Source organism: Mesorhizobium sp. B2-5-13, assembly GCF_006440535.1.
Classification (GTDB): domain Bacteria; phylum Pseudomonadota; class Alphaproteobacteria; order Rhizobiales; family Rhizobiaceae; genus Mesorhizobium; species Mesorhizobium salmacidum.
Genome location: NZ_VFUI01000015.1, coordinates 71,390 through 92,169, shown reverse-complemented (window position 1 = coordinate 92,169; position 20,780 = coordinate 71,390). Strand labels below are relative to the sequence as shown.

At 61.8% G+C, this 20,780-nt stretch carries 24 protein-coding genes and 1 tRNA gene; 13 read left to right on the top strand and 12 right to left on the bottom strand.

All coding sequences use genetic code 11. From position 1 onward, the window contains the following. Positions 1 to 110: 110 nt before the first annotated feature. A complete protein-coding gene (locus tag FJ434_RS22155; protein ID WP_140508748.1) occupies positions 111 to 932 on the top strand; it encodes an AraC family transcriptional regulator in 822 nt (273 codons plus the stop codon). Positions 933 to 971: 39 nt separating this feature from the next. Here the strand turns inward: FJ434_RS22155 and FJ434_RS22150 are convergent, their stop codons facing one another. Then, entirely contained in the window at positions 972 to 1,847 is an 876-nt protein-coding gene (locus FJ434_RS22150) for an ATP-binding protein (RefSeq protein WP_140508750.1), read from the bottom strand. Between the two features lie 290 nt (positions 1,848 to 2,137). Between FJ434_RS22150 and yajC the strand changes: the two genes are divergently transcribed. The 6 genes from yajC (at position 2,138) to FJ434_RS22120 (ending at position 7,807) form a co-directional block, all read left to right on the top strand. Beyond that, the gene (yajC, locus tag FJ434_RS22145) at positions 2,138 to 2,479 is read left to right on the top strand and encodes a preprotein translocase subunit YajC (RefSeq protein ID WP_010909882.1); all 342 of its coding nucleotides are present in this window, start codon (positions 2,138 to 2,140) and stop codon (positions 2,477 to 2,479) included. A 51-nt stretch (positions 2,480 to 2,530) separates the two neighbouring features. Next, complete coding sequence (gene secDF / locus FJ434_RS22140) at positions 2,531 to 5,080, top strand: protein translocase subunit SecDF (RefSeq protein ID WP_140751257.1); 2,550 nt, start codon at positions 2,531 to 2,533, stop codon at positions 5,078 to 5,080. Positions 5,081 to 5,105: 25 nt separating this feature from the next. Then, the gene (locus tag FJ434_RS22135; RefSeq protein WP_181166058.1) at positions 5,106 to 5,501 is read left to right on the top strand and encodes an Mth938-like domain-containing protein; all 396 of its coding nucleotides are present in this window, start codon (positions 5,106 to 5,108) and stop codon (positions 5,499 to 5,501) included. A gap of 1 nt (position 5,502) precedes the next feature. Continuing rightward, positions 5,503 to 6,351: a phytoene/squalene synthase family protein gene (locus FJ434_RS22130; protein WP_181166057.1), complete on the top strand. Its 849-nt coding sequence runs from the start codon at positions 5,503 to 5,505 to the stop codon at positions 6,349 to 6,351. Positions 6,352 to 6,434: 83 nt separating this feature from the next. Beyond that, on the top strand, positions 6,435 to 6,857 hold the full coding sequence (locus tag FJ434_RS22125; protein WP_246673923.1) for a hypothetical protein: 423 nt from the start codon (positions 6,435 to 6,437) through the stop codon (positions 6,855 to 6,857). After that, positions 6,857 to 7,807: a sterol desaturase family protein gene (locus FJ434_RS22120; protein WP_181166062.1), complete on the top strand. Its 951-nt coding sequence runs from the start codon at positions 6,857 to 6,859 to the stop codon at positions 7,805 to 7,807. The genes FJ434_RS22125 and FJ434_RS22120 overlap by 1 nt, the downstream gene beginning before the upstream one ends. Before the next feature lie 5 nt (positions 7,808 to 7,812). On the opposite strand, the gene FJ434_RS22115 is transcribed toward FJ434_RS22120, so the two are convergent. From FJ434_RS22115 to FJ434_RS22095, 5 genes are all read right to left on the bottom strand, one after another. Continuing rightward, positions 7,813 to 8,145, bottom strand: coding sequence for a type II toxin-antitoxin system RelE/ParE family toxin (locus tag FJ434_RS22115; RefSeq protein ID WP_181166056.1), 333 nt, complete (start codon positions 8,143 to 8,145; stop codon positions 7,813 to 7,815). Then, positions 8,129 to 8,419 carry a type II toxin-antitoxin system ParD family antitoxin gene (locus FJ434_RS22110; protein WP_140751253.1) on the bottom strand — a complete coding sequence of 97 codons (291 nt, stop codon included), beginning with the start codon at positions 8,417 to 8,419 and terminating at the stop codon, positions 8,129 to 8,131. The genes FJ434_RS22115 and FJ434_RS22110 overlap by 17 nt, the downstream gene beginning before the upstream one ends. An 86-nt stretch (positions 8,420 to 8,505) precedes the next feature. Continuing rightward, positions 8,506 to 9,906, bottom strand: a complete 1,401-nt coding sequence (gene trmFO, locus FJ434_RS22105) for a methylenetetrahydrofolate--tRNA-(uracil(54)-C(5))-methyltransferase (FADH(2)-oxidizing) TrmFO (protein ID WP_140751251.1) — start codon at positions 9,904 to 9,906, stop codon at positions 8,506 to 8,508. A gap of 567 nt (positions 9,907 to 10,473) precedes the next feature. Beyond that, positions 10,474 to 10,614, bottom strand: coding sequence for a DUF1127 domain-containing protein (locus FJ434_RS22100; RefSeq protein WP_019858543.1), 141 nt, complete (start codon positions 10,612 to 10,614; stop codon positions 10,474 to 10,476). Positions 10,615 to 10,663: 49 nt separating this feature from the next. Next, entirely contained in the window at positions 10,664 to 10,804 is a 141-nt protein-coding gene (locus FJ434_RS22095; protein ID WP_013531315.1) for a DUF1127 domain-containing protein, read from the bottom strand. A gap of 235 nt (positions 10,805 to 11,039) precedes the next feature. Here FJ434_RS22095 and FJ434_RS22090 point away from each other — a divergent pair, with 235 nt between their 5' ends. Together FJ434_RS22090 and FJ434_RS22085 are read left to right on the top strand one after the other, a co-directional pair. Beyond that, on the top strand, positions 11,040 to 12,158 hold the full coding sequence (locus tag FJ434_RS22090) for a DUF2157 domain-containing protein (protein WP_140751249.1): 1,119 nt from the start codon (positions 11,040 to 11,042) through the stop codon (positions 12,156 to 12,158). Continuing rightward, positions 12,155 to 12,739: a GDYXXLXY domain-containing protein gene (locus FJ434_RS22085; protein WP_140751247.1), complete on the top strand. Its 585-nt coding sequence runs from the start codon at positions 12,155 to 12,157 to the stop codon at positions 12,737 to 12,739. Before FJ434_RS22090 ends, FJ434_RS22085 begins: the two co-directional genes overlap by 4 nt. Before the next feature lie 25 nt (positions 12,740 to 12,764). On the opposite strand, the gene FJ434_RS22080 is transcribed toward FJ434_RS22085, so the two are convergent. After that, positions 12,765 to 13,469, bottom strand: coding sequence for a class I SAM-dependent methyltransferase (locus FJ434_RS22080; protein ID WP_140508764.1), 705 nt, complete (start codon positions 13,467 to 13,469; stop codon positions 12,765 to 12,767). A 143-nt stretch (positions 13,470 to 13,612) separates the two neighbouring features. Next, positions 13,613 to 13,697: transfer RNA gene (locus tag FJ434_RS22075), tRNA-Leu, on the bottom strand. A gap of 360 nt (positions 13,698 to 14,057) precedes the next feature. Here FJ434_RS22075 and tig point away from each other — a divergent pair. Continuing rightward, positions 14,058 to 15,533 (top strand): trigger factor, encoded by a 1,476-nt coding sequence (tig, locus tag FJ434_RS22070; RefSeq protein WP_027146817.1) that lies wholly within the window; start codon positions 14,058 to 14,060, stop codon positions 15,531 to 15,533. Positions 15,534 to 15,702: 169 nt separating this feature from the next. Next, positions 15,703 to 16,203: a hypothetical protein gene (locus FJ434_RS22065; protein ID WP_246672574.1), complete on the top strand. Its 501-nt coding sequence runs from the start codon at positions 15,703 to 15,705 to the stop codon at positions 16,201 to 16,203. Positions 16,204 to 16,277: 74 nt separating this feature from the next. Here the strand turns inward: FJ434_RS22065 and FJ434_RS30330 are convergent, their stop codons facing one another. The 4 genes from FJ434_RS30330 to map form a co-directional block, all read right to left on the bottom strand. After that, positions 16,278 to 16,547: a hypothetical protein gene (locus FJ434_RS30330; protein WP_246678364.1), complete on the bottom strand. Its 270-nt coding sequence runs from the start codon at positions 16,545 to 16,547 to the stop codon at positions 16,278 to 16,280. Positions 16,548 to 16,859: 312 nt separating this feature from the next. Beyond that, on the bottom strand, positions 16,860 to 17,132 hold the full coding sequence (locus FJ434_RS30325) for a hypothetical protein (protein ID WP_246678363.1): 273 nt from the start codon (positions 17,130 to 17,132) through the stop codon (positions 16,860 to 16,862). Positions 17,133 to 17,353: 221 nt separating this feature from the next. Next, positions 17,354 to 18,115: a DNA repair protein RadC gene (gene radC, locus FJ434_RS22055; protein ID WP_140751242.1), complete on the bottom strand. Its 762-nt coding sequence runs from the start codon at positions 18,113 to 18,115 to the stop codon at positions 17,354 to 17,356. A gap of 609 nt (positions 18,116 to 18,724) precedes the next feature. Continuing rightward, positions 18,725 to 19,552 (bottom strand): type I methionyl aminopeptidase, encoded by an 828-nt coding sequence (gene map, locus FJ434_RS22050; RefSeq protein ID WP_027146820.1) that lies wholly within the window; start codon positions 19,550 to 19,552, stop codon positions 18,725 to 18,727. Positions 19,553 to 19,910: 358 nt separating this feature from the next. Here map and FJ434_RS22045 point away from each other — a divergent pair, with 358 nt between their 5' ends. Then, positions 19,911 to 20,207 carry a DUF982 domain-containing protein gene (locus FJ434_RS22045; protein ID WP_140508771.1) on the top strand — a complete coding sequence of 99 codons (297 nt, stop codon included), beginning with the start codon at positions 19,911 to 19,913 and terminating at the stop codon, positions 20,205 to 20,207. Positions 20,208 to 20,371: 164 nt separating this feature from the next. Then, positions 20,372 to 20,635 carry a DUF6074 family protein gene (locus tag FJ434_RS22040; RefSeq protein WP_140508886.1) on the top strand — a complete coding sequence of 88 codons (264 nt, stop codon included), beginning with the start codon at positions 20,372 to 20,374 and terminating at the stop codon, positions 20,633 to 20,635. The last annotated feature ends 145 nt before the right edge of the window (positions 20,636 to 20,780 follow it).

Below are 20,780 nucleotides of genomic sequence, written 5' to 3'. Positions count from 1 at the left end.
ATAACCTCTCGTCCAAGTTTGATGGAGAGGCGTGAGTACAGGTCCAAGGCATTGAAAATCGCGCGGGAATTGCCAAATCTTGAACAGGTTTTGCCATGAATCGAGAGAGCATGCGTTCGCAATACGCTCCGGCCCAAGTCGCGTCCGACGTAACAATAGCCTCCCGGCATATCGAAGCCGGCGTCCACCGCCTGTCCCGGGCGCCACACCATCGCATCATGGTGCATGCCAGCGCTGCGACGCGCTCCTACTGCAATCAGGTCGGACGATATTTCGTCAGGCGCGCCGGCGATATTGATCTGGTGCCGGCCGGTCAGGAGGGCGGCTTCGAGGCCGAAACCTCGTTCGACACGATCGAGATCGCGTTGCAGCCAGCCTTGATGGAAAGGGTGGCGGCGGAGCTTGGCGGCAAGGCGCAAGCATTGCGGCTCGACACGCGTCACCTGCTTCGTGACCAGCGCATCGAACATCTCGCTCGAGCGCTCGAGAGTGAGCTGAACGCAAATTCGCCGAGCGATCCTTTGTTTGCCGACAGTATTGGCGCCGCACTGGCGGTGAGGCTGCTTGGTCTTGGTGAACCTGATATCGATCGAACGAACCGATTGTCGAATGCCCAGCTCCAGCGCGTGCTGGAACACATCGAGGCGGCTCTCCACGAGCCGCTTTCGATCCATCAACTAAGCCGTGTTGCCGGCGCGAGCAGCTCGCATTTGCGGATATGGTTCAAGGTGGCGACGGGCGTCACCCTGCACCGCTATGTGTTGCGACGTCGCGTCGAACGCGCACGTGTTCTGCTGCAGCGAGGCGATCTCAGCACAAGCGAAGTGGCTGAAATGACGGGCTTCGCGCACCAGTCACATCTGGCGCACTGGATGCGCCGCGAGATCGGCCAAACACCGCGCGACCTGCGACGGGCGCAGCCGCCCAAATGACATTGGCGTTTGATCGCGTTGGCGACGCGATCAAACGCCTCAATCCTTCAATGGCTTGCCAAGCCGGCCGGCCAGGTCCTGCGTGAACTGCCAGGCGACGCGGCCGGAGCGGCTGCCGCGCGTCGTTGCCCATTCCAGCGCCTCTGCCCGTAGCTGCTCGGGATCGATGTCGAGGCCGTGGTGGCTGGCATAGCCATTGATCATGTCGAGATATTCGTCCTGCGAACATTTGTGGAAGCCGAGCCACAGGCCGAAACGATCGGACAGCGAGACCTTTTCCTCGACCGCTTCGGACGGGTTGATGGCGGTCGAGCGCTCATTGTCGATCATGTCGCGCGGCAACAGGTGGCGGCGGTTCGAGGTGGCGTAGAAGATGACGTTGGCCGGGCGGCCCTCGACGCCGCCTTCGAGCGCTGCCTTCAGCGACTTGTAGGACGTGTCGTCATGATCGAAGGAGAGGTCGTCGCAAAACAGGATGACACGGAAGGGAGCCGTCTTCAGAAGGCTCATCAGCTTGGGCAGCGTATCGATATCCTCGCGGTGGATTTCGATCAGCTTCAGCGGCAGGCCGGAGTGGGTCTTGGCATTGATTTGCGCATGCACGGCCTTGACCAGCGACGATTTGCCCATGCCGCGCGCGCCCCACAACAGGACGTTGTTGGCAGCGAAGCCTGCGGCGAAGCGCTCGGTATTGTCGACGAGGATGTCGCGGACGCGGTCGACGCCGCGGATCAGGCCAATGTCGACGCGGTTTACCTTGCCCACCGGCTCCAGATAACCGGGATCCGCCTGCCAGACGAAGCAATCGGCTACGTTGAGGTCGGTTTCAGGCACCGGCGGCGGAGCGAGGCGGCTGACGGCCTCGATCAGGCGGTCCAGTTTCTGGTTCAGGGCGTCGATGCTGGTATCGGTCATATCAGGTCTTTTTGCTTTGGTTCTTGGGATGGCAGGCGGACCCGGTTCGATTCCGGCGGTTTCGAAACCGGTTGCAACCATTTGTTCGAACGTGATCTTTTCCGAAAACCGGGTGTCGGTTTTCGTGATCCTCCTCTAACACGGCTAAACAGGCCGGAAAAGCAGCGGATTTGCCCGGCCGCGCAGTTGCATTGGCAACTTTACCGACTATATTCCGGCCAAATTTCGCGGGGCCGCCAAATCTCGCTTAACTGTTTGGCGGCTGCTTTTCAAAATTCAGGAGTACCTCGATGTTCGTGACACCGGCATACGCCCAAGGCATCGGCGGCGCCTCTCCCGATATGTTCATCAGCATTTTGCCGTTTGTCCTGATTTTCGTGATCATGTATTTTCTGATCATCCGCCCGCAGCGCACGCAGCTGAAGAAGCGCGGCGAGATGCTGGCGGCGGTTCGTCGCGGCGACACCGTCGTCACCGGCGGCGGTTTCGTCGGCAAGGTAACGAAGGTGATCGACGACAACGAGCTCGAGATCGATCTTGGCGGCGGCACCAAGGTGACGGCGCTGCGCTCGACGATCGCCGACGTGCGCGTCAAGGGCGAACCGGTCGCTAACCAGAACGCCAAGAAATAACCAAATTCCAGGCGGAGCGATCCGCGGACACGCTCTGACGGACGACGCCATATGCTTTATTTTTCGCGCTTCAAGATGATCCTGATCTGGCTGGCCGTGGCCGCCACAGTGATCCTCGCCGCGCCCAATCTGTTCCCCGCCAGCACGCTGGCCCAGCTCCCCAGTTGGGTGCCGAAGCGGCAGATGACGCTTGGCCTCGATCTGCAGGGCGGTTCGCACATCCTGCTGGAGATGAATCAGAACGATCTGATCAAGGATCGGCTCGAGACGACGCGCGATGAAATCCGTACACTGCTACGCGATGCCAAGATCGGCTATACCGGCTTGGGCGGCACGGGACGCACCTTGCAGGTCCGCATCTCCGATCCTGCTCAGCTCGATGCCGCCAAGAAGGCGTTGAAGACCCTGACCGATCCTGTGGCTGCCGGCCTGTTCACCGGCGGTTCCATCCAAGAAATGTCGCTCGACGATTCCGAGCCGGGCCTGCTCAAGTTCACCGTCACCGATGCCGGCATTAAATACCGCACTTCGACCGCATTGGCGCAGTCGATCGAAGTGGTCGAGCGCCGCGTCAACGAACTCGGCACGACCGAGCCTATCGTGCAGCGGCAAGGCGACGACCGCATCCTCGTCCAGGTGCCTGGCTTGCAGGATCCGCAGCGGCTGAAGGAAATCCTCGGCCAGACCGCGAAGCTGACCTTCCAGATGGTCGACCAGTCGATGCCGGTGCAGGACGCGCTCAAGGGGCGCCCGCCGGCCGGCTCTTCGGTGCTCTATTCGCAGGACGATCCGCCGGTTCCCTACCTGATCGAGAACCGCGTCATCGTATCGGGTGAAAACCTCGTCGACGCACAGGCGACATACAATTCGCAGAACAACGAGCCGGTGGTTTCGTTCCGCTTCGATTCGAAGGGCGCCGCACGCTTCGGCCAGGCCACCGCGCAGAACGTCGGCAAGCTGTTTGCCATCATCCTCGACAACCAGGTGATCTCGGCGCCCCAGATCCGCGAGCCGATCCTCGGCGGCACGGGTCAGATCTCCGGCAATTTCACCGCCCAGAGCGCCAATGATCTGGCCGTGCTTTTGCGCGCCGGTGCGCTGCCGGCGACGCTGACCGTCATCGAGGAACGCACCGTGGGTCCGGGCCTTGGCCAGGATTCGATCCATGCAGGCAAGGTCGCCGGCATCATCGGTTCGATCCTCGTCGTGGCGTTCATGTTCGTCGCCTACGGTTTCCTCGGCTTCCTCGCCAACATCGCCCTGGCGGTGCACGTGGCGATGATCGTCGGGCTGCTGTCGCTGCTTGGCGCGACACTGACCTTGCCGGGTATTGCCGGTATCGTGCTGACCATCGGTATGGCGGTCGATTCCAACGTGCTGATCTACGAGCGTATCCGCGAGGAGCGACGCGCCGGTCGCTCGGTAATCCAGGCGATCGATACCGGCTTCTCGAAGGCGCTGGCGACCATCGTCGATTCCAACGTCACGTCGCTGATTGCGACCGTGGTGCTGTTCTATCTCGGAACCGGACCGGTGAAGGGCTTTGCCATCACCTATGCCATCGGCATCCTGACCACGGTCTTCACCGCTTTCACCTTCACCCGCCTGCTGGTCTCGATCTGGCTGCGGCGTGCCCGTCCGAAGGAATTGCCGAAAGCACCGGTGACCTTCGTTCCACCGGGCACGAAAATTCCGTTCATGGGTATCCGCCGGTGGACGTTCGGGCTGTCGAGCACATTGTCGATACTGTCCGTGGTGCTGTTCATGAGTGTCGGCATCAATTACGGCATCGATTTCAAGGGCGGCTCGCTGATCGAGGTACAATCCAAGTCGGGCACTGCCGATCTCGCCGACATCCGCGGCAGATTGACGGAACTGAACATCGGCGAAGTGCAGGTGCAGCAGTTCGGTGCACCCAACGACGTGTTGATCCGCGTCGGCACGCAAGACGCGGGTGAAAATGCCGAGCAGACCGTGATCGACAAGGTGCGCGGCGAGTTGCAGGACCAGTATAATTTCCGCCGCGTCGAAGTGGTTGGCCCGACGGTTTCGGGCGAACTGGCCAAGCAAGGAACGATAGCCATGATCGTCGCGCTGGTCGGCATCCTGGTCTATGTCTGGTTCCGGTTCGAATGGCAGTTCGCGGTCGGCGCCATTGTCGCGACGGTGCACGATGTGGTCATGACGCTCGGGTTCTTCGTCATCAGCGGGCTCGAATTCAACCAGTCGTCCCTTGCGGCGATCCTGACCATCATCGGGTATTCGCTGAACGACACGATCGTCGTCTATGACCGCGTCCGCGAGGATCTGCGAAAATACAAGCGAATGCCGTTGCCGCAACTGTTGAACAACGCCATCAACGAGACGTTGTCGAGAACGACGCTGACGTCCGTGACGACCAGCTTGGCGCTGCTGGCGCTGGTGCTGTTCGGCGGCGAAGTGATCCGCTCCTTCACGCTTGCGATGCTGTTCGGCGTCGTGTTCGGCACGTATTCGTCGATCTTCATCGCGGCGCCGCTGCTGATCCTGTTCAAGCTGCGGCCGCAGGCTTCAGCCGATGAGGAAAAGCCGGTCAACGGTGGCAAGGCGGTCGCGACCTGACGCGCGGGCCCGAAGGGGTGACAGAGTGGTGACCGGCAAAGGCATCGTCATCCGCGAGGCGCATTTCCCTGGCCGCGCCCCAATCGAGGCTTATGGGAATGGCGGCTTCCGCTTTGCCGACATGTCGCATCGCGGCTCGCTCATGTGCCTGCCGTCCGGCATCCACGGCTGGGAGCCGGCAAACCCCCTGGCGCTGACGGTTGCGGATTTCGACCGGCTTCTGGCCGAGGCCGGCAAGGTCGAGATCCTGCTGGTGGGCATGGGCAGGGATCTGCGGCCGTTGCCGGCGGCACTGCGGGGGGCATTGAAGGATGCAGGCATAGCCTTCGACCCGATGTCGACCGGGGCAGCAGTGCGGACCTACAACGTCCTTCTGGCGGAAAACCGCGCCGTGGCTGCCGCGCTCATCGCCGTCGACTGATATGTCGCAGAATGCCAAAATCGTCATGGAGGCGGTGCGCGCCGCCGACCATGACCGGTATCTCACCGGCCTCTACGCGCCTGCCGACAAGCGCGACGCGCTGTTTTCGCTTTACGCTTTCAATGCCGAGATCGCCGGCATCCGTGACCGCATCCATGAGGCGTTGCCCGGCGAGGTGCGGCTGCAGTGGTGGCGCGATGTCATTGACGCCGGCGGCGAGGCGGGCGCTGGTCATCCGGTTGCCGAAGCCTTGAACGCCACCATTGCAGCATTCAAGCTGCCGAAACTGGCCTTCGAGAACATGCTCGAGGCACGTATCTTCGATCTCTATGATGACCCGATGCCATCGCGCACCGATCTGGAGGGCTATTGCGGCGAGACGGCGGCCGCGCTCATTCAACTCGCGGCGATGGTGCTCGATTCCGCCGAGGCGCCAGGATTTGCCGAACTGGCGGGCAGGGCGGGCTGCGCCCAGACAATGACGGGGCTGTTGCTTCTGCTGCCGCTGCACCGCAGGCGCGGGCAGTGTTTTATCCCGGCTGACATCCTGGCGGCGGCGGGCTCGTCGCCGGAAGAATTTGTTGCCGGTGACGGCGGGTCTGGCGCCCAGCGTGCGGTGGCCGCGATGATCGCGCTGGCGCGCGAACATCTTTCGGCCTTCGAGCGGGGTGCCGCCGCGCTGCCGGGGTCATTGCGTCCGGCATTCCTGCCGCTGGCGCTGTCACGCGCTTATCTCGACAAGATGGAAGGCCCGCGCCACGCACCGCTCGGCGGCGTGGCACGGCTGTCGGCATTGCGCCGGCATTGGTTGCTGCTGCGTCGTGCAGGCAAGGGCTGGCCGAAACTTTGACGTAAATCGTGTTAAGGAGTCGGCCTGCCGAGAACTGTTGCCGAAGACGACAGGCTGGCCAGGAGGAAATCCATGAGCTTGCCGTGCTGGTCGCGATCGTCGTGCTAGGCATTGCGCTGTCGGTTGCCGCCGTGCATTTCACCGGCGGCAGCAAGGAAGCAACGCTGGCTGGCGCGGACCAGGTGTTGGGCCGTTTCGCGGAAGATTTTCCGGACGAGATGGCCGTCACAGTCTGCCTAACGACAGATGCCAAGACGGCGTTTCTGGATATGGGGCGAGGGCGCATCGGTATCGTTCATGGCATCGGCGACTGTTTCTTGACGCGTATCGTCACTGCTGCGGACGCCGCGGTGTCCGAACCTGACGAGACGAACACAATTCTGATGCGGCTGACGGACTTCACCTGGAAGGGCGGCCGCTTCCGCTTCGCCAATACCGCCGACGCGCGGGCCTTGCTGAACGCCCTCGATCCGCGAGACACGAGTTCCGCCAGGGAGGCCGCGTGATCGACAGCTACGATTTTCCGCAGGTCACCCAACTGGCTATTCCGTTTTTCGTCGCCGCGATCCTGATCGAGCTATGGCTGGTGCGCACAGGTCGCGCGAAGGGCTCGTTCGAGACGCGCGACACGTTGACCAGCCTGATGATGGGCACCGGCAATGTCGTTGCCGGGCTGCTGCTTGGCGTCGTCTCCTACTGGGCGCTGCTCTGGCTCTGGCAGTTCCGTATCTTCAATCTCGGCCTATCGGTCTGGGTATTCTTGGCCTCCTTCCTGCTCGATGACCTGCGCTACTACGTCTATCACCGTATTGCGCACCGGGTGCGCTGGGTGTGGGCGGAGCACGTCAATCACCATTCCAGCCAGCACTACAATTTGTCGACGGCGCTCAGGCAGAGTTGGACCGGGCTGTTCACCTTCATGTTCGTGCTGCAGGCGCCGCTGGTGCTGCTCGGCTTTCACCCGGCGGTGATTGCCTTCACCTTCGGCTTCAACCTGGTCTGGCAGTTCTGGATCCACACCGAGACGATCGACAAGATGTGGGGCTGGTTTGAATTCGTCTTCAACACGCCCTCGCACCACCGCGTCCATCACGCCACCAATCCGCGCTATCTCGACGCCAACTATGCCGGCACGCTGATCATCTGGGACCGCATGTTCGGCACCTTCGTCGAGGAATTGGAGAAAGACCGGCCGCGCTACGGGATCGTCAAGAACCTGGGCACTTTCAATCCGCTGAAAGTTGCATTTCACGAATGGATCGGCATGTTCAGGGACGCCTTCGCACCGGATCTGACGCCGGGCGAGCGCCTGAACTACCTTATCAAGCCGCCAGGCTGGAGCCATGACGGCTCGCGCGATACGTCGGAAATGCTGAAGGCGGCATATGTCAGGAGAAATCCGGGCGAGGCGGGCAAGCCGGGACTGCCGCCGGCGGGTGTCGAGCCGGCGGAATAGTCTTGCTACGATGGCTCACTCCACCCGCCCTCACGCATCAGCGTTTCATAGTCGCGGCCGCCGTAGAAAATGTTGACGATGCGCACGAGATCATTGTCGACGACGTAAGCGATAATGGCGGAGTGTTCGAATGCAACGGTTCGCAAGCCCGGCACGATATCATCACGGGACCGACCACCGCGAGCCGCATCGCCGATGCTCCGGCATCGGGCTTCGATCCGAAGAACGAATTTCAGTGCGACGTCAGGATTTCCACTGGCCTCGGCGATGTGCTTGAAAATGTCAGCAAGGTCATTCCTTGCGTCCTCGCGATAGTCGACCTCAAGTGGCCGAATCATCGGTACGGCTCGAATATTGGGCGAAAAGCCGATTCAGGTGAGTGCGGACGTCGTCTCCTGAATGGCTTGGCCTCGTGTCTTCGATCGAAGCTTTTACGCGCGCCCGGATCGAGGCCACACGTTCGGCATGTTCTTCTTCTTCGCGCTGAAAGGCGCGAAGAGCGGCGCGAATGACCTCGCTCGCTGAGCCGAAAGAGCCATCCTCGACTTTTTCCCGGATCATACGCGCCATGGCTGGCGTGACGGTGATGGATAATTTCTCGGCGGATTCCATGGAGCGGTTCCTGAGACGCAAAGTAGGATACTATACTACTTTGCACCCCGATCCAAACAGATCCGGCAATCCGTTATTCCGCGGCCTCAGCCGTTTAGTCCAGGCAATCCCAGCCATTGCCGGCAATCGGCCCGCGCACGCGACGTGATGGCATGCCTCTTGGCTACGGTCTTGTCCTTGCCGCGTAGGCGCTTGCCTTCGACTTTCTGCGCTTCAACTGGCGAGAACAGGCCGAAATTGACGTTCATCGGCTGGAACGAGCGTTTGCCGGGCTCGTCGTCGGAGACGATATGGCCGCCGGTGATGTGGTTGAGCAGCGCACCGAAGGCGGTGGTGAGCGGCGGCAGCGATGGCGCATGGCCAAGTCGCTCGGCGGCGGCGAAGCGGCCGGCGAGCAGGCCGATCGCGGCACTTTCGACATAACCTTCGCAGCCGGTGATCTGGCCGGCAAAGCGCAGGCCGGGACGCGATTTCAGCTGCAGCGAGCCGTCGAGCAAGATCGGAGAATTGATGTAGGTGTTGCGGTGCAGGCCGCCCAGGCGGGCGAAGTCGGCGTTTTCCAGGCCCGGAATGGTGCGGAACACGCGCACCTGCTCGGCGTGCTTCAATTTGGTCTGGAAACCGACCATGTTGTAGAGCGTGCCCAGCGCGTTGTCCTGGCGCAGCTGGACGACCGCATAGGCCTTCACCGTCGGGTTGTGCGCGTTGGTCAGGCCCATCGGCTTCATCGGTCCGTAGCGCAGCGTCTCCACGCCGCGTTCGGCCATGATCTCGATCGGCAGGCAACCGTCGAAATAGGGCGTGCCTTCCCATTGCTTGAATTCGGTCTTCTGGCCGTCGACCAGCGCCTGGACGAAGGCGAGATACTGCTCCTTGTCCATCGGACAGTTGATGTAGTCCTTGCCGGTGCCGCCCGGGCCGACCTTGTCGTAGCGCGACTGGAACCAGCAGGTATCCATGTCGATCGTGTCGAAATGGACGATCGGCGCGATGGCGTCGAAGAAGGCGAGCGCATCGGCGCCGGTCGCCTCCGCGATCGACTGGGCCAGCGATGGGGCGGTGAGCGGTCCCGTGGCGATGATCGCCTGATCCCAGTCCGCCGGCGGCAGGCCGGGAACTTCCTCGCGCTGGATGGTGATTAGCGGGTGCGCCTCGAGTTTTTTCGTCACGGCCTCGGAGAAGCCGTCGCGATCGACGGCCAGTGCGCCGCCGGCCGGCACCTGGTTGGCGTCGCCGGCGCTCATGATCAGCGAGCCGGCCAGTCGCATCTCGGCGTGCAGCAGGCCGACCGCGTTGTTCTCGGCGTCGTCGGAGCGGAAGGAATTGGAACAGACGAGTTCGGCCAGGCCATCGGTCTTGTGCGCGTCCGTGCCGCGAACCGGGCGCATCTCATGCAGCACGACGGGAACACCGGCCTGCGCGGCCTGCCATGCGGCTTCGGAACCGGCGAGACCGCCGCCGATTATGTGTATGGGATTTTTGCTCATGAGCGCCGGAATAATCGCTTGGGGCGGCGATTGCAATTGCCGTGCTTGGTGCGGGCAAACCGCAGATGGTGAACCGGGCGCCGAAAACAACAACACCCGCCGGGGGAGGAGGTCCGGCGGGTGTCGTTTTGGGGGTCGATCCTCGGGAGGAGGTGAAGATCGACCGTATTCGTCATCGCCGGGGAGGAGGTCGGCTCTGACGAAATCTCTTTCGCGTTTTGAAAAGGGGCGAAACCCTTTGGAGCAGAATTCATTTTGCCCCGGGGAAACAACGCCCGCCGCGGGAGGAGGTGCGGCGGGCGCCGTTTGGTTGGCCAACCCTCGGGAGGAGGTGAAGGTTGGACCTATTCGTCATTGCCGGGGAGGAGGTCGGCTTTGACGAAATCTCTTTTGCCATCTTTTAAAAGGGGCAAAACCCTTTGGAGCAAAATTCATTTGCCCCGGGAACAGCGCCCGCCGCGGGAGGAGGTGCGGCGGGCGCCGTTTTGGTGGTCAACCCTCGGGAGGAGGATAAGGGCTGACCGTTCGCTGAAGGTCGGGGAGGAGGTCGACCCCAGCGAAATTCCGTTAGATCGCCCGGCGGGCGATGATCTTGATTTCGTCGCGGACGATACCGAGATCATGCAGCTGGCGGTTCGAAAGGCGACCCAGCTCGGTAACTGTCTCGCGATATACGCGCCAGTTACGATAGTTGCGGATCAGGTTCATTGTCGTTCTCTTTTCAGAAACTTGTTCGGACCATTCGCGGTCCGAAGAATTAGACCGCCTTGCGAGCGACGTAAGGAATGTCGCTGCGGCTGATGCCGAGGTCGGTCAGTTCGCGGTTGCTCAGGCGGCTCAGCTCGGACACGGTGTCCCTGTAGCGGCGCCAGTTGCGATAGTTGCGGATCAGGTTCATGGTAGTTCTCGTTTCGTCTTTCTTGCGGATCATTCCGTTTGTGTACGAACCATAAATAGGCGGGCTCATATCGATTTAAAAGCGCTATGGCTGCATGGCAGCAATGCAAATTGTGCAATGCAACATTAATGCGCCTTCACGGACCTGACACAAAGAAGCCAGAATCGGAAAGTGCCGTGACGTCAACGGTTTGGCTGGTTCGGCTAAAAAAACGATCTAACGGGGGATGCAGGACATGGCGGGCTATTCGACACGGGTCAGATCCGACATTGCCCGGTGGCTCCAGGCAGGCCTGATCGACGCCGCGACGGCCGACGCCCTGACGCGTGACGTCGAGGCGAATACGCGCAAGTCGCTGAGCTTCGGTTCGATCCTGGCCATGATGGCAGCCCTGCTCTTTGGAGCGGCCGTCCTTATCTTCGTCGCCGCCAATTGGGAAACGATCCCGCGGCTGGCGCGGGTGGCCGCGCTTTTTGCCATCATCATCGGCGGCTATGTCGGCGGCGCGGTGCTGAAGACGCGCGACCACGCGGCGATCGCCGAAGCCCTGTGGATCGTGGCGGCGGCTGCCTTTGGCGGTTCGATCGCGCTGATCGGCCAGATGTACCATCTGTCCGGCGACGAGGCTTCCGCGCTGGTCACCTGGGGCGCCGGAACGGCGCTGGCGGCGGTCGCGCTGCGGTCGAACCCGCTGACCGTCGCTTCGGTCGGCATCGCCGACGCCTGGCTATTCCTGAAGGGGTTCGACTATTACAGCCGCGGTGGGTTTCCGCATGCCTTCGTCGTCATGGCCATCGTGCTGTTTGCCGTCTCGTTCTGGACCCGCAGCCAGCCGGCGCGGCACCTGATCATCCTGTCGCTGCTCTTCTATCTCGTATTGCTGGCGATGGACCATGCGACCCTGCCAGTGGCGATCCCGCTGGTCATTGTCTCTGTGGTGCTTTTCGCTGTTGCCGTCTTTGCACCGGAACCGGTCGACAGGATCGTGCGGCTTGGCGGCCGCTTGCCGCTGCACGCGTTGCTTGGCTTCCTCGCCGGCCTGGCCATCATCCAGTTCGAATTGGCCGACGAAAGTACCTACAACAGCGGTTTCGCCATCGCTTCGGTCGTCGCACTGGCGGGCATCGTCGCGGCAATCGTGCTGGCAGGGCGCGAGAGCCGGGGACTGCGCTGGCTCGCCTATCTCGGCTTCGCCTTCGAACTCACCATTATCTATGTCGTGACCTTGCAGTCGATGCTCGATACGGCCGGCTTCTTCCTTGCCGCCGCGGTGCTGCTCGGCATCCTGGCGATCATCATCATCCGCGTCGAAAAACGCATGAAGGGTCCGGCAACGGGGGGAGCCACCGCATGATGACCGGAAAGAGGCTTGTCATCTCGGCGCTGGTGCTGGCGCTCGTCCAGATCGGGTTCCTGAGCTGGATCATCGCCGGACGGGCGGCGATCCTGCGCAATGGCAAGGAGGTGCTGCTGAAGATCGAGCCCGTCGATCCGCGCGATCTCTTGCGCGGCGACTATATCATCGTCGGCTATGACATTTCGCGCATACCGGTGAAAATGATCGCCAACCTCCCCGAGGGCAAATTCTCGAGCGACGACACGCCGATCGTTGTCCGGCTGAAGAAGGGCGCCGATGGGTACTGGACACCGACCACAGCCTGGTTCGGCAAGGCGCCAGGCCCGGCCGCTGTCGACGAAGCCGACATTTCGGGCCATGTCACCGCGGGTTGGGATCTGCGCGGCGAAGGCATGACGATCGCGCCGGATTACGGCATCGAACGGTTCTACCTGCCCGAAGGCGAGGGGCTGGCGATTCAGGGCGACATGCGGGTGCGCCCGTTCGGGATAAGGCTTGCGCTCGCCAGCGACGGCACCGCGCAGATCAAGGCACTGGTCGACGGCGACAAGACGCTGTTCGAGGAGCCGCTTTATTGATGTCCATCGCGCCCATAATGTGATTTCAGAGAAGCTTTCGGCGAAGCAGTCGAAAGTCGACAATGCGGAGGAGTCTGATTTTGTCGGTCACGAATCTGTCGAATGCCGCGTCGAAATCATTCCCGATCGCTCGCCATTCGTCTCTCAACGCGCGAACGCGCCGTGCGCGCAGCCAGTTCTTTACCTTGGCGACGGCCCCCTTGGGTTTCAGGATGACGCCACAGCCGTAGTCGGCATCCACAGTGAAATAGTCGAGATCCGGATTGCCCAGAACGAAATCAATAAATGCCTTGTAGGTCACGCCGCACCACTCACCGCGGAAAAAGGAGGGATTGGCCGCGGTCCGGTTTGGGGGCAGGCAGTCATGCACCACCACGGCACCCCCGGGCGAGACCATGCGGAAGGCTTCCCGGATATCGCGCGCCGAGCATTCGTATGTGTGGTGCGGATCAACGAACACAATGTCGAATGTCTGCCCCTTTAGGCGCACGTCATTGAGACATGCCGCAATATCCTCGTCTGTGGAGGTGAAATCTACGGGGAGGCCATCGACTGGCGGCTCAGTTGCCCGATACACCAGGCGCATGCAGGGCTGAAAACCCAATTGTGCCGCTTCTATATACCTGAAGCCAGTAGTGCTCGTGTTGATCTCCAGGTAACTCGTGAGCCCGAAGCGCACCGAGAGCAGCCCACAGATGTGGGCCTTGTTCCAGTATTCAAGCATCATCATTGTCCCGCCATTCCCGACAATGAGTTGACCTCATTATCGGCAATCTCTCAAGCGATCGATCGGTAGGACTTTTCACAGGGTTTCGGCCGCGGAACGATGGCAACAGATCCGGGATGAGGCGGAGCCAAACGGTCATGTGGGGTTGGTGCGGATGAAGGGACTCGAACCCCCACGCCTTTCGGCACTGGAACCTAAATCCAGGGCGTCTACCAGTTCCGCCACATCCGCATGACCCGGCAATCCCATGTAGCCATCATTCTGTCAATGTCGGAGACAAGATATCGGGTCAGGGCCGAAATGTTGGTTATTCGCCTAAACGCGAAGACTGTTGAAAATTAGGCTCGCCTGTGACAAAAGGCGTGTCAAATGTGACGGGACGCGACGATCCGCTTCTGCAAGATGTGATAAGAAGTAGGAAAAACAAGAACTTATTCACATTTTGGAACGCAGTTTGGGAGAGTTTGAGCCGTATTTCCGGTCAAATCGCCAGGTTCCGTACCAAAAGCCATTCCCGGCAAGAATTACCGGCAGGCTGTGAACGGCAGGGAGCCGTTTGGCAGCCTCATTGGTGAAAACAAAGGTTTTACGATGCAGGTCACCGAAACACTCAATTCCGGTCTCAAGCGCGAGATCAAGATCACCGTGCCGGCCGGTGATATGGAAGCCAAGCTGATGGCGCGGCTGTCGGACGCCCGCGACAAGGTTCGCATCAACGGCTTCCGTCCGGGCAAGGTGCCGGTGCAGCACCTGCGCAAGGTTTATGGCAAGTCGTTCATGGCCGAGGTGGTCAACGAGATCCTCAACGACTCGACCCGTTCGATCATCACCGGGCGCGGCGAAAAGGCCGCCATGCAGCCCGAGGTCATCATGACCGAGGACGAGAAGGAAGCCGAGAAGATCCTGGCCGGCGGCGCCGACTTCGAATTCCGCCTCAACTATGAGGTCATTCCGGCGATCGAGATCAAGGATTTCTCCGACATCAAGGTAACGCGCCAGGTGTTCGACGTTCCGGATTCGGAGATCGACGACCAGGTCAAGCGCGTCGCTGAATCGGCGCGCAGCTACGAGCCGAAGACCGGCAAGGCCGCCGAGGGTGACCGCGTCTCGATCGACTATGTCGGCAAGATCGCCGGCGAGGCTTTCGCAGGCGGCGCCGGCAATGATCAGCCGCTGGTGCTGGGCTCCAAGGAGTTCATTCCGGGCTTCGAGGAACAGCTGATCGGCACCAAGGCCGGCGACGAGAAGCAGGTCACCGTGACCTTCCCGGACAACTACCAGGCAGCGCATCTGGCTGGCAAGGAAGCGACCTTCGACGTCACTGTCAAGGAAGTGTCGAAGCCCGGCGAACTGGAAATAAACGACGAGACCGCCAAGAACCTTGGCCTGGAGTCGCTCGAGCGCCTGCGTGACATCGTGCGCGGCCAGATCGAGAACCAGTTCGGCTCGATGACGCGCCAGAAGGTGAAGCGCCAGCTGCTGGATCAACTCGATGCAGCCTATTCGTTCGAAGCGCCGTCGAAGCTCGTCGAGGCGGAATTCAACAACATCTGGGCACAGGTCAACCGCGACCTGGAAGCCGCCGGTCGCACCTTCGCCGACGAAGAGACGACCGAGGAAGAGGCACGCGCCGAATACATGCGCCTTGCCGAGCGCCGCGTGCGCCTTGGCCTGGTGCTGGCCGAGATCGGCGAGAAGGCCGGTGTCACCGTGTCGGACGAGGAACTGCAGCGCGGCCTGTTCGAGCAGGTTCGCCGCTTCCCGGCCAACCAGCAGCAGGAAGCCTTCGAGTTCTACCGCAGCAACCCCGAGGCGCTGAACGCGCTCAGGGCGCCGATGTTCGAGGAGAAGGTTGTCGACCACCTGCTCGAACAGATCTCGGTCACCGACGTCAAGGTCAGCAAGGAAGAGCTGATGGCCGACGACGAGGAGGCCGAAACCGCGACCAAGGCGAAGCCGGCGAAGAAGGCCGCCGCGAAGAAGGCTGACGACAAGAAAGCCGACGACGCGGAAGAGCCGAAGAAGAAGGCCGCACCGAAGAAAAAAGCGGCCAAGGACGCCGAGTAGAGCGCACGTTCCGACGAATTCCGAAAGGCCGCCTCCGGGCGGCCTTTTTCGTTGCGAAACTGCAACATCGAATTGGCTCGTGATGGGCGCCAGTGGCGATACGAAGCCTTGATCATTATCTGATTGGTTGGAAGACCAGAGGTAATTGGTGATGTCGCTGGGGGTGAAAATGAGGCGCGCTGCCGCCACGGTGTTTTTCCTGGCCTTGGCCTGCGGCGCTGCCGGGGCCGGCACGGACAATTGGCGTTTCGACACCGGCAATGACGGCCTCGTCACCGCATCGGTCTATGCCACCAACAAGCTAATCACCGGGGGCGGCGCGTTGAGCTACAGCCCGGTGCTGACCATTGCCTGCCGGGCAGACGGCGAGCCGGTCTGGACCGAATGGCTGCAATTGAACGACGCGGTCTCCGCCAGCCGGAAAATCACCATGTCGGTCACCATCGACGGCGACAGCAAATTCGATGAGAGCTGGTCCGTCGGCACGCGCGGCAGGCTGCTGATGCGCGACGGGGCCGATGGCATCAAGCGCCTCGTTCCGGCAAATCGCCTGCTGCTGTCGTGGCGCTTCGGGCTGCTGTCCGGGCGCGGTCAGGCCGATTTCGACCTGGCCGGCTTCGGTGAGGCGGTCAGCCAGATTGCCGGCAACTGCAAGACCGATCCGCCTTGAGGCGCAGGCAGCACCGCAGATTGAGATTGCGGCAATAGCCCGCCGGAAAGTGCACTCCCGGATGCCGAACTGCCCTATCGTGCCAGATCGACATGATGGACGCCGTGGGGCAAAGGGATGCGCCCGATGTGCTTTAGTGTCGGCAGGTCGCCCTTGATGACGCGAAAAACCGCAAGACCGGCGCCGGCTTCGGAATCCGCACCCTCATGACCCTGAAAAACAGTTGCCAAGAAGTGATCGCCAGTCAGATCAAAGGCGCCGCCCTCAGGTAGCACGCCCTCGAAAGGGTAGTCGCCGATCTTCACGAGCGCGCCGGTGTCCGGATCGAAAGTCAGCAGTGTCACGCTGGCTTCGCGCTGAAGCCGGCCGGTTTCCGGCAGTAGCGAAGTGCCTCGCATATTTGACCGTGGCGACAAGATGACCATCGGGACTAATGGCGATCCCTTCGGCGTTGAGACCGGATTCTGTCCCACCGATGGTCTCGTGGCGCGCCGTATCGCCGGCCGTCGCCAAATCCGCCAGCCTCACGACACTGATCGTGGATGGCGCTGTCGGAATCCGCCCAGCGAGGTCAGTCGCCGCGAAATTCCGGCCCCAGTTGGATGTCAGGTAGTAACGTCCGTCCGGCGTGAAACGCCCGACGAAGGGATCGGCGCCTACTCGGCAATGTTGCCCCAGAGGCGCAAAACAGGCGTGCCGGCGTCTTGGGCAACCTCGAAGAAGGCGACCCTATTCTGGGTGTTGATATTGACCGAGAGGAAACGACCGCTCGGATGCCAGTTGACATTGGTCGCTGTCACGCCGCCCCTCGGGGTGGATGCCGAGCCGGAGACGCCGAGCTCGGCCAGGTTGAAGCGGGCGACAGTTCCAAAGCAGCCATCTGTATAATCGACGATCTGGACGAAGCTCCCCTTGGGGGTGTTTGACACGACAGCGACACGACGGCCGTCTGGGCTTGCGGACAGGCTTTCGGGAAAAGCCGCGCGCTTCCTGCGTGACGCGCGGCAGGAAGCCGGCGCGTCGGCAAGCCTGTGTGATCCGCGCGTGGAGAGAGGGCCCCTGGCGATGCGGAAACAGGATGAGAGGTCTTGAGGCGAGGTCGGCCAGACGACATAGGTCACCGAGGCGAGCACGACTCCCCAGCCACCGCTCAGATCAGCAACAACCCCTTCATGCTGGAATAGCCATTTCGTCCGATGATGATGTGGTCGTGCACGGAAATGGCCAGCCGCTTGGCCGCTTCGATGATCTCCTTCGTCATCTCGATATCGGCGCGCGACGGTGTTGGGTCGCCCGAGGGATGATTGTGCACCAGGATGATCGCGGTGGCCGACAGTTCGAGCGCGCGCTTGACCACTTCCCTGGGATAGACCGGCGTGTGGTCGACCGTTCCGGTCTGCTGCACTTCGTCGGCGATCAGCGCGTTCTTCTTGTCGAGGAACAGGATGCGGAACTGCTCGCGTGCTTCGAACGCCATTGCTGAGCGGCAATAGTCGAGAAGCTGTTGCCATGAGGCCAGGACTTCGCGGCCATGGACCTCGCCGCGCGCCATGCGCTGCGCGGTCGCCGCGACGACCTTCAGCTCGAGCGCCACGGCCGGGCCGATGCCCTTGACCTCCTGCAACAGGCCGATGGGCGCGCCGAGCACTTCGGCCAAGGTGCCGAAGCGGGCCAGCAGCGCCTTGGCGGCCGGCTTGGTGTCGGCGCGCGGGATCAGGCGGAAGAGCAGGAGTTCCAGAAGTTCATAGTCGGGCAAGGCATCCGGACCGGCCGAGGCAAAGCGCTCGCGCAGACGATCGCGATGGCCGAGATAATGCGGCTTTTCATCGACTGCCGCCTTGGCTCTCGCCGCCGGCCGCACCGGCACCTCGGAGAAGAAGCTCCGTTCGTCGTCGTCGCCTTGTGTCGCCATGTGCCGCCCATATCCAGTCGCAGCTGAGCAATGATCGCTGATCCCCGCGAAATACTAGGACGGCGGGCAGGGGCGGTCGAGGTTTTTTCGGCGGCAAGGAATGAGTAAGCCTCCGACTTCTACGCAATGTTGCGGCAATGGCAGTCGCGCAGGCTCTCGGTGTCATCATCGATGACGCCCCATTCGGAGACAACCAAGATGCCCAGGCCCATTCGTATCCTGCTGCCCGCCGGGCTGCTTCTGAGCTTCAGTCCTGCAATGGCTGCCCCGGTGATCGATGCCGTACCCGGCCGGTGGCCGCGCTGATCGGAACCCGATCCATTTCATCCAATATGATGATCCTTGCACGGACGGCCGTTACAGCGACCGGAGGCCGCACAATTGCCGCGAGATCCTGCGCATGCTGGATCGCCGGGGGCGGGAAAGGCACGACTATTACCCGTACCCGCGCGAACGCTACGATCCATGCACCAATGGCAGGGTCAGCGATGGCCGTCCGCGCAGTTGCCGGGAAATAATGCGCTGGTTACGAGACCAGGACGAGGACGAAGACTGGCGGCCACGCAAACACTGGAAATAGGCCGCCATCCAAGACCTCGCCACGGCCTCCTAAACCGGCAAGCCAGGGCGGTCGAGCTTTTTGGGCGACAGCGTGAAAATCTCGCAGCCGGTGTCGGTCACGCCGATCGTGTGCTCGTATTGCGCCGACAGCGAGCGGTCGCGTGTTACCGCCGTCCAGCCATCCGACAGCACCTTCACATGCGGCCGGCCGAGATTGATCATCGGCTCGATGGTGAAGATCATGCCGGGGCGCATTTCCACGCCTTCATTGGCATTGCCGTAGTGCAGGATGTTGGGGGCGTCGTGGAAAAGCTGGCCGACGCCGTGGCCGCAGAAATCGCGCACCACCGAGCAGCGCTCGGCTTCGGCGTAGGTCTGGATGGCGGCGCCGATGACACCGGTGCGCGCGCCCGGCCTGACGGCGGCGATGCCGCGCATCAGGCATTCGTGGGTGACCTCGAGCAGGCGTTCGGCTGCCCGCTTGATCGTGCCGACCGGATACATGCGCGAGGAATCGCCGTGCCAGCCGTCGAGGATGTAGGTCACATCGATGTTGACGATATCGCCATCCTTCAGCGGCTTGTTGTCGGGAATGCCGTGACAGACGACATGGTTGATCGAGGTGCAGGACGATTTCGTGTAGCCGCGATAGTTGAGCGTGGCCGGCAGTGCGCCGTGGTCCATGCCGAACTCGAAGACGAAACGGTCGATGGTGTCGGTGGTGACGCCGGGACCGACCATCGGCACCAGCTCGTCCAGGCAGCGCGCGGTGAGGTCGCATGCCTTGCGCATGCCGGCAAAGCCTTCCTCGCCATAAAGGCGGATTTGGCCGGTGTTTCTGAGCGGTGCCGTGGCGGCGTCGAGATAGGTGACCATTTTGCCCATATAGAAGGTGGCGCGCCGCAGGAGCGCGGGCGCGGAGATGTCACCAGATTTGGCACCTGAGGGCGAAAGGTTCAAGGACGAACTGCCTGATGCGGCCCCTACGGCCCGGATATTCGCTTGCCCCGCCGGTCAGGCGCACGGCCTTCGACGCGGAGACCGACCCGGCCAACCAGTAATCGCCGCCGCCGGCAAGGTCTGCCGGCCGCTCGAAGCCGGCAGACCTTCCCTTGCCAGATGCAGCAAAGGAGACAGTTTTCCGCAGTGACGACACATTTCCATGGCACACCGCACAAAGCAACTTTTGACGATGAGCGGCGTTGCTTGGGCGATGCCGGTCGGGAGGTGTCGGATGGACAGATTGCAATTCGAGGTGCCGGTGCGCATCGCACCAGGCCCCGGCTTGCCCGTCGAGGAAATCTACAGCGTCGAGCAGGCGCTCGATTTTCTGCAGGACTGGCCGGCGCGCCGGCAGGGACCGGTGTATCAGAAAGCCTTCAATGCCTGTTTCGGTGCCACGGTCGATGTGGTCGAGACCGAAGACGCCTGCCGGGCGTTCATGGCGTTCTGCCGCGTCGCCGGACTGATGGCCGGCGACATGATGGCGCCGCGCAAGCGCGGCGGCGAGGCGAGAGCGCTGCAGGCCTGAGGGCGTCATCGAGTGGGGGGAACCAGTTCAGCTTGAGTGTGCATGACGATTCGCCTGCGGCGATGCATTGGCCGGCGCTGTTAAGCTTCCGTTTCCACCTTCGCGGTTAGCCATTGATTGTTCGGCAATGGTTGATTCGTTGCGTCAGTTTCATGGGTCGGAAGATGTCCTCAGAAAAAGTCCGTGCGTTCCCGATCGATCGTCAGCTGTTCTTGGTCAGGGAAGTTGCCGCCAAGCTCGGCAATCTGCATGGCGAGACCGCCACCTCGTTCTGGAAGACAAAGGCGGCGGAATTGCTCGATCTCATTGTCGGGACGGGCAGAGACAGAACGGCAGCCGGTGACGAAGTGCGCAGGTTCTTCCTTGCCGTTCAAAGAGAGTTATTGGCTGGTGCGACCGTGGAAGAGGTCCCGATCCTTACCGCCTGAAGTAAATCCTGCCCGCAAGCAGGCTGCACGCTTGGCGACGCCGGAAATGCGTCATTTGCCCTCCATGGCATGCCGAGAAGGTGCGCGTACCGAGGCCGGCTGTTGGAGCCAATGGCTGCTGGCCAATGGTTGTCTCGTAGAAAGT

What these genes read in the sequence shown, in the direction of transcription:
- FJ434_RS22155 (WP_140508748.1), top strand. Translation starts at nt 111, where the DNA reads ATGCGTTCGCAATACGCTCCGGCCCAAGTCGCGTCCGACGTAACAATA.
- FJ434_RS22150 (WP_140508750.1), bottom strand. Translation starts at nt 1,847, where the DNA reads ATGACCGATACCAGCATCGACGCCCTGAACCAGAAACTGGACCGCCTG.
- yajC (WP_010909882.1), top strand. Translation starts at nt 2,138, where the DNA reads ATGTTCGTGACACCGGCATACGCCCAAGGCATCGGCGGCGCCTCTCCC.
- secDF (WP_140751257.1), top strand. Translation starts at nt 2,531, where the DNA reads ATGCTTTATTTTTCGCGCTTCAAGATGATCCTGATCTGGCTGGCCGTG.
- FJ434_RS22130 (WP_181166057.1), top strand. Translation starts at nt 5,503, where the DNA reads ATGTCGCAGAATGCCAAAATCGTCATGGAGGCGGTGCGCGCCGCCGAC.
- FJ434_RS22115 (WP_181166056.1), bottom strand. Translation starts at nt 8,145, where the DNA reads ATGATTCGGCCACTTGAGGTCGACTATCGCGAGGACGCAAGGAATGAC.
- FJ434_RS22110 (WP_140751253.1), bottom strand. Translation starts at nt 8,419, where the DNA reads ATGGAATCCGCCGAGAAATTATCCATCACCGTCACGCCAGCCATGGCG.
- trmFO (WP_140751251.1), bottom strand. Translation starts at nt 9,906, where the DNA reads ATGAGCAAAAATCCCATACACATAATCGGCGGCGGTCTCGCCGGTTCC.
- FJ434_RS22100 (WP_019858543.1), bottom strand. Translation starts at nt 10,614, where the DNA reads ATGAACCTGATCCGCAACTATCGTAACTGGCGCGTATATCGCGAGACA.
- FJ434_RS22095 (WP_013531315.1), bottom strand. Translation starts at nt 10,804, where the DNA reads ATGAACCTGATCCGCAACTATCGCAACTGGCGCCGCTACAGGGACACC.
- FJ434_RS22090 (WP_140751249.1), top strand. Translation starts at nt 11,040, where the DNA reads ATGGCGGGCTATTCGACACGGGTCAGATCCGACATTGCCCGGTGGCTC.
- FJ434_RS22085 (WP_140751247.1), top strand. Translation starts at nt 12,155, where the DNA reads ATGATGACCGGAAAGAGGCTTGTCATCTCGGCGCTGGTGCTGGCGCTC.
- FJ434_RS22080 (WP_140508764.1), bottom strand. Translation starts at nt 13,469, where the DNA reads ATGATGATGCTTGAATACTGGAACAAGGCCCACATCTGTGGGCTGCTC.
- tig (WP_027146817.1), top strand. Translation starts at nt 14,058, where the DNA reads ATGCAGGTCACCGAAACACTCAATTCCGGTCTCAAGCGCGAGATCAAG.
- FJ434_RS22065 (WP_246672574.1), top strand. Translation starts at nt 15,703, where the DNA reads ATGAGGCGCGCTGCCGCCACGGTGTTTTTCCTGGCCTTGGCCTGCGGC.
- radC (WP_140751242.1), bottom strand. Translation starts at nt 18,115, where the DNA reads ATGGCGACACAAGGCGACGACGACGAACGGAGCTTCTTCTCCGAGGTG.
- map (WP_027146820.1), bottom strand. Translation starts at nt 19,552, where the DNA reads ATGGTCACCTATCTCGACGCCGCCACGGCACCGCTCAGAAACACCGGC.
- FJ434_RS22045 (WP_140508771.1), top strand. Translation starts at nt 19,911, where the DNA reads ATGGACAGATTGCAATTCGAGGTGCCGGTGCGCATCGCACCAGGCCCC.
- FJ434_RS22040 (WP_140508886.1), top strand. Translation starts at nt 20,372, where the DNA reads ATGTCCTCAGAAAAAGTCCGTGCGTTCCCGATCGATCGTCAGCTGTTC.